This window comes from Streptomyces rapamycinicus NRRL 5491 (genome assembly GCF_024298965.1).
Lineage (GTDB): Bacteria > Actinomycetota > Actinomycetes > Streptomycetales > Streptomycetaceae > Streptomyces > Streptomyces rapamycinicus.
This window is the reverse complement of record NZ_CP085193.1, coordinates 1,952,004-1,965,382: the sequence shown is the minus strand read 5'-3', so window position 1 is coordinate 1,965,382 and position 13,379 is coordinate 1,952,004. Positions and strand designations below refer to the sequence as shown.

Annotated in this window: 13 protein-coding genes; 4 read left to right on the top strand and 9 right to left on the bottom strand. The window is 73.1% G+C overall.

The genetic code is table 11. From position 1 onward, the window contains the following. The first annotated feature begins 4 nt into the window (after nt 1-4). Nucleotides 5-1,225: a trans-sulfuration enzyme family protein gene (locus tag LIV37_RS08080; protein ID WP_121825703.1), complete on the top strand. Its 1,221-nt coding sequence runs from the start codon at nt 5-7 to the stop codon at nt 1,223-1,225. A 71-nt stretch (nt 1,226-1,296) separates the two neighbouring features. Here LIV37_RS08080 and LIV37_RS08075 read toward each other — a convergent pair whose 3' ends face one another. The 5 genes from LIV37_RS08075 to LIV37_RS08055 form a co-directional block, all read right to left on the bottom strand. Beyond that, nucleotides 1,297-2,574: a GNAT family N-acetyltransferase gene (locus LIV37_RS08075; protein WP_121825704.1), complete on the bottom strand. Its 1,278-nt coding sequence runs from the start codon at nt 2,572-2,574 to the stop codon at nt 1,297-1,299. A 123-nt stretch (nt 2,575-2,697) separates the two neighbouring features. Then, entirely contained in the window at nt 2,698-3,231 is a 534-nt protein-coding gene (locus tag LIV37_RS08070) for a DUF1990 family protein (RefSeq protein ID WP_020866610.1), read from the bottom strand. Nucleotides 3,232-3,337: 106 nt separating this feature from the next. Beyond that, a complete protein-coding gene (locus tag LIV37_RS08065) occupies nt 3,338-4,933 on the bottom strand; it encodes an alkaline phosphatase D family protein (RefSeq protein ID WP_020866609.1) in 1,596 nt (531 codons plus the stop codon). 160 nt (nt 4,934-5,093) lie between these two features. Then, the gene (locus LIV37_RS08060; RefSeq protein WP_020866608.1) at nt 5,094-5,924 is read right to left on the bottom strand and encodes an alpha/beta fold hydrolase; all 831 of its coding nucleotides are present in this window, start codon (nt 5,922-5,924) and stop codon (nt 5,094-5,096) included. A 171-nt stretch (nt 5,925-6,095) separates the two neighbouring features. Further along, complete coding sequence (locus LIV37_RS08055; protein ID WP_121826172.1) at nt 6,096-6,842, bottom strand: SDR family oxidoreductase; 747 nt, start codon at nt 6,840-6,842, stop codon at nt 6,096-6,098. A 200-nt stretch (nt 6,843-7,042) separates the two neighbouring features. Here LIV37_RS08055 and LIV37_RS08050 point away from each other — a divergent pair, with 200 nt between their 5' ends. Continuing rightward, nucleotides 7,043-7,786 carry a GntR family transcriptional regulator gene (locus tag LIV37_RS08050; RefSeq protein WP_020866606.1) on the top strand — a complete coding sequence of 248 codons (744 nt, stop codon included), beginning with the start codon at nt 7,043-7,045 and terminating at the stop codon, nt 7,784-7,786. A gap of 204 nt (nt 7,787-7,990) precedes the next feature. On the opposite strand, the gene LIV37_RS08045 is transcribed toward LIV37_RS08050, so the two are convergent. Continuing rightward, the gene (locus LIV37_RS08045) at nt 7,991-9,211 is read right to left on the bottom strand and encodes an ROK family protein (protein WP_020866605.1); all 1,221 of its coding nucleotides are present in this window, start codon (nt 9,209-9,211) and stop codon (nt 7,991-7,993) included. A 149-nt stretch (nt 9,212-9,360) separates the two neighbouring features. On the opposite strand from LIV37_RS08045, the gene LIV37_RS08040 reads away from it, so the two are divergent. Together LIV37_RS08040 and LIV37_RS08035 are read left to right on the top strand one after the other, a co-directional pair. Beyond that, on the top strand, nt 9,361-9,801 hold the full coding sequence (locus LIV37_RS08040) for a hypothetical protein (RefSeq protein WP_020866604.1): 441 nt from the start codon (nt 9,361-9,363) through the stop codon (nt 9,799-9,801). Between the two features lie 68 nt (nt 9,802-9,869). Then, nucleotides 9,870-10,508: an L-threonylcarbamoyladenylate synthase gene (locus LIV37_RS08035; protein WP_020866603.1), complete on the top strand. Its 639-nt coding sequence runs from the start codon at nt 9,870-9,872 to the stop codon at nt 10,506-10,508. Here the strand turns inward: LIV37_RS08035 and mug are convergent. The 3 genes from mug to LIV37_RS08020 all read right to left on the bottom strand — a co-directional run bounded on the left by mug (nt 10,505) and on the right by LIV37_RS08020 (nt 13,345). Beyond that, the gene (gene mug, locus LIV37_RS08030; RefSeq protein ID WP_020866602.1) at nt 10,505-11,047 is read right to left on the bottom strand and encodes a G/U mismatch-specific DNA glycosylase; all 543 of its coding nucleotides are present in this window, start codon (nt 11,045-11,047) and stop codon (nt 10,505-10,507) included. The genes LIV37_RS08035 and mug overlap by 4 nt on opposite strands. A gap of 8 nt (nt 11,048-11,055) precedes the next feature. Beyond that, nucleotides 11,056-12,489, bottom strand: a complete 1,434-nt coding sequence (purB, locus tag LIV37_RS08025) for an adenylosuccinate lyase (RefSeq protein WP_020866601.1) — start codon at nt 12,487-12,489, stop codon at nt 11,056-11,058. An 85-nt stretch (nt 12,490-12,574) separates the two neighbouring features. Further along, complete coding sequence (locus LIV37_RS08020; RefSeq protein WP_020866600.1) at nt 12,575-13,345, bottom strand: SGNH/GDSL hydrolase family protein; 771 nt, start codon at nt 13,343-13,345, stop codon at nt 12,575-12,577. Nucleotides 13,346-13,379 lie beyond the last annotated feature (34 nt).

Genomic DNA, 13,379 nt, shown 5'->3' with positions numbered 1-13,379 from the left:
ACGCATGGACATCAGGCAGAGCACGGAGAGCACAGGGAGCACGGGGACCATACGGAGCACGGGGCCCGCGCCGGGCGCACCGGGCCCGCACGGCGACGCCACCGCACGGCACGCCTTCGCCACCGAGGCCGTCCACGCCGGGCGCGAGGATCTCCCGGCCATGGGTCTGCACGCCGTACCCCTGGACCTGTCGACGACGTACCCCTCGTACGACAGCAGGCAGGAGGCCGCCAGGATCGACGCGTTCGCCGCCACCGGCGCACGGCCGGACGGCCCGCCGGTCTACGCCCGCCTGGACAACCCCACCGTGGCCCGCTTCGAGACCGCCCTGGCCCGGCTGGAGGGCACCGAGAGCGCGGTCGCGTTCGCCAGTGGCATGGCGGCGCTCAGCGCGTGTCTGCTGGCGCGCGGGGCCCAAGGGCTGCGGCATGTGGTGGCGGTCCGCCCGCTGTACGGATGCAGCGACCATCTGTTGGACACCGGGCTGCTGGGCACCGAGGTCACCTGGGTGGACCCGGCGGGGATCGCGGACGCGATCCGCCCCGACACCGGGCTGGTCATGGTGGAGACCCCGGCCAATCCGACGCTCGCCGAACTCGATCTGCGGGCCGTCGCCCACTCCTGCGGCACGGTCCCGCTGCTCGCGGACAACACCTTCGCCACCCCGGTGCTGCAGCGCCCGGCCGAGCGGGGCGCGCGCCTCGTCCTGCACAGCGCCACCAAGTACCTCGGCGGCCACGGCGATGTGATGGGCGGCGTCGTCGCCTGCGACGAGGAGTTCGCCCGGGTGCTGCGCCAGGTGCGGTTCGCCACCGGCGGGGTGCTGCATCCGCTCGCCGGGTATCTGCTGCTGCGCGGGCTGGCCACGCTGCCGGTACGGATGCGGGCCGCGTCGGCGACCGCTGCCGAGCTGGCCCGGCGGCTGGCCGGCGACCCACGGGTGGCCCGCGTCCACTATCCCCGGATCGGCGGGGCGATGGTGGCCTTCGAACCCCACGGCGATCCGCACGCGGTGATCGGCGGGGTGCGGCTGATCACCCCGGCGGTGAGCCTGGGCAGTGTGGACACCCTCATCCAGCACCCGGCCTCCATCAGCCACCGGATCGTGGCCGAGGGGGACCGCCGCTCCTCGGGGATCGGCGACCGGCTGCTGCGGATGTCGATCGGGCTCGAGGACGTGACGGACCTCTGGCGCGATCTGGACCGGGCGCTGGGGCCCTTCTGACGGCGGCCCGGGGTCCGGCGGCCCGGCGGGGCGCGACGCCCGCCGGGCGGGGCACGCGGCCCCGGCCGGGCTCAGCGCGCGTGCGGCGGGACCGGCAGCGGAAGGGCCGGTTCGGGTGCCGGTGCCGGGTCGAGGCGGGCGCTGATCACCAGCGTGCCCTGCTCGATCTGGTAGTCCAGCGGCAGTTCGAGGGCGCGCATCGCGGCGACCATGCCGGTGTTGGCCGACTGGGTGACGGCGTAGACGCATCCGCAGCCGGTCTCGGCGGCCATCGCCACCAGCCGCCGCAGCAGCTCCCCGCCGACGCCGCGGCGCTGCCACTCGTCCTCGACGATCAGCGCGACCTCGGTCTCGTCCCCGTCCCACAGCAGATGGCCGAGGGCCACCAGCCGCCCGGAGGCGGTGTACGCGGCCAGGGTGCGGCCGAAGCGGGGGCTCAGCAGATGGGCGAGGTAGCGGTCGGCGTCGCCGACCGGCCCGTGGTAGCGCTGTCCGAGCGTGGTGGAGGAGCAGCGGGCGTGCATCTCGCGGGCGGCGGCCAGGTCGCCGGTGTCGGCGCGGCGCACGGTGATGGCGTTGCCCTCGGGCAGCGTCAGCACATCGCCGTCGTGCGGGATCCGCGGGCCGAGCCGGGCGTCCAGCTCGACCAGCGCGCGGGCCCGGGCGAACTCGGTGGGGGTGAACGGCAGATACGGCCGCTCGATGATGATCGCGCCGCCGGACGGGTCGCGCAGCCGCATCACGGTCTCCTCCAGGACACCTTCGGCGGGCGGAGTGCTGTCCAGCGACCGCCCGCTGAGGGACTTGGCGGGTACCGAGTGGATGGTGCAGCGGCCGAACAACTGGCGCAGGGCGAGCGGGAGTTCGGCGGCGTCCAGGGCGGTGCGGGTGGCCAGGGTCACCGCCCGGGTCGGCGCGTCCACCAGGTCGTGGGTGTCGGCCCGCTCGACCCAGGTGTCACTGCCGCCCGCGGCGGCGACGGCGTCGGTCAGCCCGTCGGACGGCAGGGCCTCGGGCGCGCGCAGCAGGAACTCGTCCACCGTGCCGTCCGTCAGCGGATGCGTCTGCAGGGCCAGGATGTCGACCCGGTGCCCGGCCAGTGCCGCGCACAGCGCGGCGAGGGTGCCCGGCTCGTCCCGTACGGTCGTGCGCATCCGCCACAGCGTGGTGGCCTCGGGGGCCGTGGTCTCCGGGGCGCCCGCGGCGTGGGCGGGGCGGGCGTCGGCCGCGGGCGAGCGTGAGCTGTCCGGCGGCGCGTGGCCCTGGCGCCGTGACCACCATGCGACCAGATCGTGCCGCCAGCGGGGGCGGTGCCGGTGAGGGGGCTCGGGGGTCGCTCGAAATGTCATGCAAACACCCTTGCGCAAAGGTGTTGCGTGATCACGAACAGACTGTGACCTAAGGGTTAAGGGCGCATCTGGTAATAGAAGCTTATTTTGTCCGAAATCAAAAGGTTGAAGTCTGAGGTTCCGTCACCCTACCGCCCACCTGCGCAGTACTCTGCCGCACCGCCGTGCGTACGCCCGCTGGAAGAGCGGCACCAGCGGCCCTGCGGCCCGGCCGAACCAGGACATCGAACGGCTGAACGCCGTCACCGTCAGTACCACCGAGCCATCCGGCTCCAGCTCCACCACGAACGCCTCCTCGCCCCGCTCCGGATGGCCGGGCAGCGTGCCGTAAGCGAAGCCGGTCCGCGGCCCCTCCGCGACCGTCCACACCACCTCGCACGGCGCGCGCAGCCGCAGCCGCCCGACCCCCAGGCCCACCACGACCGGCCGCCCCGGGGTGGCGACCGGATCCGCGGCGCGGATCGACACCCCCACCGCGCGGAGCATCCGCCAGTCCATGACCGCCCGACCGGCCGCCTCGAACGCGGCCCGCCCCTGGCCGACACGGGTCCGCACCCGCAGATGGCGATAGCCGGACGGCAGCGGCCACCGCCGGGTGGCGCCCACCTCCGGATAGGTGAGCCGGGAGGCCGGGCCGGGGGCGTCGCTGGATCCCATGCCCGTACGGTACGCGGCGGCCCTACGGCGCGCGGCACGGGAACGCGGCGGCCTTACGGGCGGCCCCGTCGGCGTACCGTACGGGGCCGCGTACCGCACAGCGCGGCTACTGGCCGACCAGACCCGGCCGCAGCACCTTGGTGAACAGCACCTTGCCGCCGTCCTCGCGCAGTCGGACCGTCATCTCGGCGCTGTCGCCGTCGATGTCCACCTCGCCGTAGAACTGGAAGCCCTCGGCGGGCGAGACGTTCGCCACCGTCGGCGCCTTGACGAAGGGCTGCTCGGGGCCGAACGTGCCGTCCAGCTTGACCGCCGGGAAGGCCCCCGCGTTCAGCGGACCGGAGACGAACTCCCAGAACGGCGCGAAGTCCTTGAACGCCGCCCGCGACGGGTCGTAGTGCTGCGCCGAGGTGTAGTGGACGTCCGCCGTCAGCCACACCGTGCCGGTGATCTTCCGGTGCTTGATGTGCCGCAGCAGCTCGGCCATCTGGAGCTCACGGCCGAGCGGGGCGCCCGGGTCGCCCTGCGCGACGGCCTCGAAGTCGGTGTTCCCGTCCGGGACCACCAGGCCCAGCGGCATGTCGCAGGCGATGACCTTCCACACCGCGCGCGACCGCGACAGCTCGCGCTTGAGCCACGCCAGCTGCTCCGCGCCGAGGATGCCCTGGGCGTCCTCCGGCTGGCGGTTCGGCGAGTTGGGGTCGCGGTACGTACGGCAGTCCAGCACGAAGACGTCCAGCAGCGGGCCCTGGTGCTGGACCCGGTAGACCCGGCCGCTCGCGTCCGGGCGCAGCGTGCTGATCGGGAAGTACTCGGCGAACGCCCGGCGCGCGCGGGCCGCCAGCACGTTGACGTTCTTCTCGGTGTAGCGGTCGTCGACCAGGATCTCGCCCGGGTACCAGTTGTTGAGCACCTCGTGGTCGTCCCACTGGGTGATGGTCGGCACCTCGGCGTGGAACCGGCGCAGGGCGGGGTCGAGCAGGTTGTACCGGAAGTTGCCGCGGTACTCGTCCAGCGTCTCGGCGACCTTGGTCTTCGCCGGGGTGATGAGGTTGCGCCAGGTGGAGCCGTCGGGCAGCTTGACGCTCTCCGTCATCGGGCCGTCCGCGTAGATGTTGTCGCCGCTGCACAGGAAGAAGTCCGGCTCGCGGCGGCGCATCTCCTCGAAGACGCGGTAGCCGCCGTGGTCCGGGTTGATGCCCCAGCCCTGGCCCGCCAGATCGCCCGACCAGACGAAACGCACGCCCTTACGGCGCTCGGGAACCGTGCGGAACGTGCCGTGCACCGGTTCACCGGTGCGGCGCGGGTCCTCCGGGTCGGCCAGCAGCACCCGGTAGTGCACCTGGCTCCCGGCGGGCAGGCCGTGCAGCGCGGTGCGCCCGGTGAAGTCGGTGCCGGGGCCGACCAGCGGGCCGTGCCAGCGCTTGGCCCGCGCGAAGGACTCCGTCGCGGACGTCTCCACGATCATCCGGGCCGGACGGTCGGAGCGGACCCACACCAGCCCCGACGACGTCGTCACATCGCCCACCTGAACGCCCCACTGGGCGCTCGGACGCCCCGACAGCGCCTGAGCGGGCGCGCCGCCGGACGCGGCCGACGCGGCGGCCGATGCCACGGTGGGCACCGTGAGTGCCGCCGAGGCGGCCGCCGATCCCTGCAGTACCGTGCGCCGTCCGATCCCTCTGCCCGATTCCCGCCCCATGATGCCCTCCGTCGCTCGTAGAACCGCTGTGCTCCTGTGTTTGCTATCGGTGCAAGATGCCGCTCTTACGAACGCCCAGTGAACAACGGCGCGACCACCCGGAGTAAAGACCCCGGCGGTGTGCGGTACGGAGGGTGATGTACGGAGTCGGGCGGGGCGGTCAGCGGCTGCCGTCCAGGATGACGCGGGCGACCAGCGCGGGATCGTCGTTCATGGGCACGTGGCCGCAGCCGGGGAGGCGGACCAGCCGGGCGCCGGGGATCACCCGCTTGGCACGGACGCCCTGGCGGCGCGGCATCACCCGGTCGCGCGAGCCCCAGGCGATGGTGACCGGGACATCGGGGATGTCGTGTGTGAACAGCCCGGAGCTTCCGGCGGCCAGCGTGGCGCCGAAGCCGACCGCCTCGCGCATCGCCCGCGTCTCGGCGACGACGGCGTCCGGTGAACGCCGCGCGGGCCGGGCGTAGATGGCGCCGGTCAGCGCGGCCCGTCCGGCGGCGCCGCGGGCCAGCCACGCCACCATGGGCGGCGGCAGCGCCCGCGCCCCGGCCCGCATCGCGGCCAGCACGCCGAAGGCGTAGCGGCGCTCGGCCTCGGTCCAGAACCGGGCGGGGGACAGCGCGGTGACGGACCGTACGAGTCCGAGCCGGCCCAGCTCCAGGGCGATCAGCCCGCCGAGCGAGTTCCCGGCCACGTCGGGGCGCTTGACGCCGAGGCCCTCGAAGAGCGCGCCGAGTACGGGTATGACGCCGTCGAGGTCGTACGGGATGCCGTCGGGCAGCCCGTCCGACGCCCCGAAGCCGGGCAGGTCCACGGCGATCACATCGCGGTCGACGGCGAGGATGTCCAGCACCGGCTCCCATGCCTGCCAGTGGTGGCCGATGCCGTGCAGCAGCACCAACGGCCGTCCCGCGCCGCGCCGTTCGTGGACGACCCGGGCGGTGCGGGGGCCGCCGGGGGTGGCGACGGAGAAGGAGAGGGACGCGGGCATCGGGTGGCTCCTCACGATCGGCGTTCCAGCAGGCGCACGCGGCGTATGAGACAGCATGTCAGCAAGAGTTACCGGAGGGTAGACCCGATGGCCGATACCGGTAATGGCCGATACCGGTAACCGACGGCCCGGACCCCGCACGCCGCCGACCGTGAGTGAGCGCGGCCGCCGTTACAGCCCGCCCGCGACCCGCAGCACCGCCCCCGTCGTGTACGACGCCTCCGGCGACAGCAGCCACGCCACCGCGCCCGCGATCTCCTCCGGCTCGCCCGGGCGTCCCATCGGCACCCGCCCCTGGAAGCGCCACGGCCGCTCGGGGTCGCCCATCCGCTCGTGGATGTCGGTCAGCGTCATCCCTGGCTGGACCGAGTTGACCCGGATACCCTCCGCCGCCAGCTCCTTCGACAGCCCGACGGTCATCGCGTCGACCGCCGCCTTGCTGGCCGCGTAGTGCACATACTCCCCGGGGCTGCCGGTCGTCGCCGCGCCCGAGGAGATGTTGACGATGGCGCCGCCCTGCCCGCCGTGGCGCGTGGACATCTCGCGCGCCGCGCGCCGGGCACACAGCAGGGCCCCGGTCACATTGACGTCCACGACGCGCCGCATCACCTCAGGTGAGGTCTCGGTGAAACGCCCCAACGGCCCCGTGATCCCGGCGTTGTTGACCAGGCCGGTGATCGGGCCCAGCTCCTCCCGCACCCGGTCGAACATCGCCTCGACCTGCTCCGCGTCGCTGGTGTCGGCCTGGACGGTCATCGACCGCACACCCTCCGCGCGCACCGCCGCCGCCCACCGCTCCGCCGCGTCCCGGGCCTGCTCGTAGCCGATCGCGACGCCGTGCCCGGCGCGCGCGAGCCGCACCGCCACCGCCGCGCCGATGCCGCGACTGCCCCCCGTGACCAACGTGACCTGGTCTATGCCCATCAGCCTGCTCAGCTCCCGCCCCGTGACGCATCCTGCTCCGACGGTCACCGACGATAACCGGTCAGGGATTGGTCTTGACCAAGTACGCACACCGCCTTATGGTCGCATTGATACTGCAACAACCTTTAATAAAGAAGCGCGCATAACTGTGAAGGCGCGCGGGACCGTCGGCCATCGGAATCAAGGGGGACAGGGTGGGGACCACGCAGCTGGAATCGGTGCCAGAGCCCAAGTACTGGCATCTGAAGACCGTGCTCAGCGACGCACTCGACTCGGAGTTCGCGGTCGGCGAGATCCTGCCCAACGAGCGCGAGCTGGCCGCCCGCTTCGGCGTCGCCCGCGCCACCCTCCGACAGGCCCTCGAGCAGCTCGAGCTGGAGGGCAGGCTGCAGCGCCGCCGCGGCGTCGGCACCACCGTCGCCCCGCCCCGCGTCGGCGTGGCCGTCGGGGACTACGCCCACGGCTGGACCGACACCTCCGGCGAGAACACCTGGCAGACCGTCGACAGCACCGAGGCCGCCCCGCCCGCCGAGGTCGCCCGGCTGCTGGAGATCGACCCCGACACCCCGGTCCACCGGGTGCGCCGCACCCGGATGAGCCACGGCCAGCCGCTCGCCGCCGAGCTGCTGTACGTACCGTCCGAGTCGGTCCCCGGCCTCGCCGCCATCGACACCCCCAGCGGGCTGGCCCGCGCCCGCGCCGTGCTGCGCGAGCTGCGCCGGCTGGAGCTGGAGGGCCGTGAGCAGACCGTGGAGCTCGGCTCGGCCCGCGCGGACGACGCCAAGGAGCTCGACCGGCTGCCCGGTGCCCCCGTCCTCCTCGTGACCACCCGCTATGCGGCCGAGGGCCGCACCGCGGCCGTCGCCGTGGCCACCTACCGGGCCGACACCTGCCGGCTCACCTTCGGCGACGCGGGCGAGGAGCTGCTGGCGGGCTGATCCGGGCCCGCCCCGCGTCGTGGGCCCGGCGCATGTCGTGGGCCCGGCCCGCGTCGCCTCGCCGCCGCGTGTCGTAGGCCCGTCCCATGTCGTGGGCCCGGCCGCGACGCGGGTTCGGCCTATGCCGTAGGTCCGGCCCGTGTCGCCTCGCCGCCGCGTACGCACGCCGAAACCCGAGATGCCCGCCCCGCCCCGCCTCCCGCGTCAGCGGCTCGCGCGGCGGGTCGTCACCGTGCTGTCGACCGCGAAGAGCTCCTGCTCCACATGGTCCAGGGCCAGCCGCAGCGCCCCCGTGGTCACCGCCGCCTCGCCGAGCAGCGAGAGCGCGACCTGCGGGGGCCGCAGACAGTAGCGCGACAGCTCATCGCGCAGCGGGGCCAGCACCCCGTCGAGACCGGCGGCCCAGCCGCCCACCACCACGACCTCGGGGTCCAGCGCCAGCACCAGGGCCGCCGTGTCGTGCACCAGCCTGCGGACGAAGCGGTCCACGGCCGCGCGCGCCCGTACGTCGCCGTCCCGGGCCAGCGCGAAGACATGCGCCACCTGCGCCTCGTCCAGCGGGTTCAGCGGCTCCCCGGTCGTGGAGAGCACCTCTTCAGGGGCGGCCTCCCGGCCCAGCAGATGCAGCGCCCCGATCTCCCCGGCGGCGCCGCCGAAGCCCCGGTGCAGCCGCCCGCCGATCAACGACCCGGCCCCCGGGCTCAATCCGGCCAGCACGAAGACCACATCGTCCGACCCGGCCGCCGCGCCCTTCCAGTGCTCGGCCACCGCGGCCGTGTTCGCGTCGTTCTCCACCAGCACCGGACAGCGGAAGGACCGCCGCAGCCGCTCGCCCAGGGGCAGTCCGGTCCAGCCGGGGAGCGCGGTGCACAGATGGACGGTGCCGTCGGCCTCGACGACGCCGGGGCTGCCCACCCCGACCGCGCGCAGCGAGAACCGGGCCACCCCGGCGCGCCGCAGCAGATCCGCGACGGTGGTGCGCACCCGCTCCAGCCGCTCGTCCGCGGACGCCTTCTCCGACACCTCGCGCACGATCGAGCCGAGCGCGTGTCCGTCGAGGTCCGACAGGAGCGCGGCCACCCGGTGCGGCCCTATCTCTATGCCCAGCAGATGCCCGGCCTCGGCCCGGAAGCGGAAGCGGCGCGCGGGGCGTCCCTGGCGGCGTACGCCGCCCTCCTCGGCGGGCACCTCGACCACCAGACCGCTGTCGGCCAGCCCGTCGATCACCCCCTCGACGGTGGGCCGCGACAGCCCGGTCACCCGGGTCAGATCGGTGAGGCTCGCGCTCCCGGCGCAGCCGCCCGCGTCGTCCTGGCCACCCCCGGTGGCGGTGTCGGACGCGGTCGCCGCGCGCAGCGCGTGCAGGACCACGGCGGAGTTGATGCGTCGCAGCAGAGACGGATCCCCGCCGGTGAGCCGCCCCAACGTCGGCCTCCCTCCCAGTGCGTATCTGCCGGATCGTATCCGCTGGGCGCGGAGGCGGCGAGTGCCTCCTGCCTGCTCGGGCCGCTCGGCCGTCGCGCGGCTCACCTGACGGGCGGCCAGATGTCCGACCTACACGGTTTACTGACCCCATGACCAGTACGGCGGACCATCTGACCACGATCGATCAGCTGTGCGTGCGGGACTTCCCCGCGCAGCGGACCGCCGACGGACGGGTGGAGAGCGGCCCCGGCTTCCATGTCGCCGGCCTCCGCGTCAGCGAGGACTTCTGGGACGCGGATCTGAGCCGGGTCGAGGAGGTGCTGGAGGAGTTCGAGGCCGAGCTGGGCGCGCTGGGCCAGGTGCTGACCTTACGGTGGGGCGTCCCCGACATCCTCGACCTCACCGACTCCCTGGAGCGCTCGGCGATGGGCGAGCCGGTCCCGCCCCCGCTGGACACCCTGTGCGGTTACGTACCCGAGCTGCGCGTCTGGCGCGTCGACGGCCGCTGGGTCGGGCTGGGGATCGGACAGGGCGACCGCGAGCTGCCGTTCCAGCTGCTGGTGGCGATAGGGGAGGAGGGCACGATATGACATCGTCGGGCTCGGCCGCGTCCGGGGCACGAAACGGCCGGGGTGTCCTGATCGCATAGGCTCGGTGGATGGCGAAGTATTTCGATGTGCACCCCGAGAACCCACAGCAGCGCACCATCAGCAATGTGGCTGACATGATCCGCTCCGGCGCGCTCATCGCCTACCCGACGGACTCCTGCTTCGCATTGGGATGCCGACTGGGCAATCGTGACGGCATCGGCAGGATCCGGTCGATCCGGAACCTCGACGAGCGTCACCATTTCACGCTGGTGTGCCAGAACTTCGCGCAGCTGGGCCAGTTCGTGCACGTAGACAAAGACGTGTTCCGCTTGATCAAGGCAGCGACGCCCGGCAGTTACACCTTCATCCTCCCGGCGACGAAGGAGGTGCCGCGGCAGCTGCTGCACCCGAAGAAAAAGACGGTCGGAGTCCGGATTCCTGACCATACCGCCACTCAGGCCTTGCTGGCCGACCTCGGTGAGCCGCTGCTCTCCAGCACCCTGCTCCTGCCCGGTGAGGACGAGCCGATGACACAGGGCTGGGAGATCAAAGAACGGCTCGACCACGTGGTGGACGCCGTGGTGGACTCGGGTGACTGCGGCACCGAGCCGACCACGGTCATCGACTTGTCCGGCGGCGAAGCCGAGATCGTACGTCGCGGGGCGGGCGACACGGCACGGTTCGAGGCCGGCCCGGCGTCCGCCTAGCCGCCGGCCTCGGCGGCGGCGCGCAGCCGGCCGTACTCCTCCGCCATGGCGGGCAGCGTCCAGTGCGCGTTGAGGCCGCTCGGATTCGGCAGGGCCCAGATCCGGGTCGCGCCCATGGTCCTCGGCTGCGGCCCGATCTTCGCCTTCTTGTCGCCGAACGCCACCCGGTAGGCGGTGACCCCCGCCACCGCCAGCCAGCGCGGCCGCAGCCGGAGCACCTTCTCCTCCAGGATCCGGCCGCCCTCCCGGTACTCCTCGTCGCTCAGCTCATCGGCCCGGGCGCTGGCGCGCGCCACCACATTGGTGATGCCCAGCCCATAGCGCACCAGCTCCGACTGCTCGGACGGATCGAGCCGTCGCGGGGTGAACCCCGAGGCGTGCAGGGCGGGCCAGAACCGGTTACCGGGGCGGGCGAAGTGGTGGCCGGTGGCGGCCGTCATCAGCCCCGGGTTGATACCGCAGAAGAGGACGCGCAGACCGTCCGCGACCACGTCGGGGACGAGGCGGTCGCGGGCGGCCTCCAGTTCGGCGGGGGTCATCGCCCGCGTCAGAGGATCGAGCCGGGAGCGTACGCGGCGGCCTCCGGCCGCTCCTTGACGATCTCCTCGATCCGGGCGACCACCGCGCCCACCTGGTCCGCGGCCGCGCCCGTGAAGGAGAGCTTGTCGTCCATCAGCGCGCCCAACGCGGCCCGGTCCAGCGGGATCCGCTCATCGGAGGCGAGCGAGTCGAGCAGCTCATTGCGCTCGGCGCCCCGCTCGCGCATCGCCAGCGCCGCGCCCACCGCGTGCTCCTTGATCGCCTCATGGGCGACCTCGCGGCCCACCCCGGCCCGTACGGCGCCCATCAGCACCTTCGTGGTGGCGAGGAAGGGGAGGTAGCGGTCCAGCTCACGGGCGATGACGGCGGGGAAGGCGCCGAACTCGTCCAGCACGGTCAGGAAGGTCTCCAGCAGCCCGTCGAAGGCGAAGAACGCGTCCGGCAGCGCGACCCGGCGCACCACCGAGCAGGAGACATCGCCCTCGTTCCACTGGTCGCCCGCCAGCTCGCCGGTCATCGAGGCGTAGCCGCGCAGGATCACCGCGAGGCCGTTCACGCGCTCGCAGGAGCGGGTGTTCATCTTGTGCGGCATCGCGGACGAGCCGACCTGGCCGGGCTTGAAGCCCTCGGTCACCAGCTCGTGTCCGGCCATCAGCCGGATGGTCTTGGCCAGTGAGGACGGGGCCGCGGCCAGCTGCACCAGCGCGGTGACGACGTCGTAGTCCAGCGAGCGCGGATAGACCTGGCCGACGGAGGTGAACGCCTGCCCGAAGCCGAGGTGGGTGGCGATCCGCCGCTCCAGCTCGGCCAGCTTCGCCGCGTCGCCGCCGAGCAGGTCCAGCATGTCCTGCGCGGTGCCGACCGGGCCCTTGATGCCCCGCAGCGGATAGCGGCCCAGCAGGTTCTCCAGCCGCTCGTACGCCACCAGCAGCTCGTCCGCCGCGGTGGCGAACCGCTTGCCGAGCGTGGTGGCCTGCGCCGCGACATTGTGCGACCGGCCCGCCATCACCAGCTCGGCGTGGTCGGCGGCCAGCTTGCCGAGCCGGGCCAGCGCCGCGACCGTACGGTCCCGCACCAGCTCCAGGGAGAGCCGGATCTGGAGCTGCTCCACGTTCTCGGTGAGGTCGCGGGAGGTCATGCCCTTGTGGACGTGCTCATGCCCGGCGAGGGCGTTGAACTCCTCGATGCGGGCCTTCACATCGTGGCGGGTGACCTTCTCGCGCTCGGCGATCGAGGCCAGGTCGACGGTCTCCAGGACCCGCTCGTAATCGGCGAGGGCGGCGTCCGGCACCTCGATTCCGAGGTCCTTCTGGGCGCGGAGCACGGCGAGCCACAGCCGCCGCTCCAGCGTCACCTTGTACTCGGGGGACCACAGGACGGCCAGCTCCGTGGAGGCGTAGCGGTTGGCCAGGACGTTCGGAATGCGCGGCTTACCAGTCACGTGCACAGAGTCTACTGGCCGTCCTCGCAGGCCAGACCGGTGGCCGAGGGACCCTGCCGCAGGGCACGGAAGCCGGCCTTACGGATCAGCCCTCGTACGGCAGCAGTTCGGCGCGCTTGGGGGCCCGCCCGTCGCCCGAGGAGCGGCCGGTCAGCCGCCTGCCGATCCACGGTCCGAGGTGCTGGCGGGCGAACCGCACATCCGAGGTGCGGCGGGCCAGCCACCCGACGGGCACCGCGGGCGGCAGGGGCGCGTTCCAGTCGTCCTCCGGCTCGAGGCCCAGCGCCTGCCATACGGCCTCGGCGACCCGCCGGTGCCCCTCGGCGTTCAGATGCAGCCGGTCCTCGTGCCACATCCGGGGGTCCCCGACGGTCTCGGAGGCGTACAGGTCCACGACGGTCGCGTCATGCCGTGCGCCGAGTTCGTCGATGAACGCGAACAGCCGCTCCATCCGGGGCAGGAACCGCTCCAGCACCGGTCCGCGCCGCCCCGGGCTGCGCATCAGCACCAGCCGCTTGCAGCTGGGCGCCAGCCGTTCGACGGCCTCCTCCAGCAGTCCGCACACCTGGTCCACGTCGCATTTCGGCCGCAGTACGTCGTTCAGCCCGCCGACCAGGGTCACCAGGTCGGCGCCCATGGCCGCCGCCGGGCCCGTCTGCTCCTCGACGATCTGCCCGATGAGCTTCCCGCGCACCGCGAGGTTGGCGTAGCGGAACCCGGGGCCGCGGGCCGCGAGCCGCCCGGCGAGCAGATCCGCCCAGCCTCGGTAGGTGCCGTCGGGCAGCGCGTCCGACATGCCCTCGGTGAAGGAGTCGCCGACCGCGACAAAGCTGCTGTAGGTGATGTTCGTCTGCATGGCTCGGGCGATTCTATCCGGGTGAGTGGGCTGC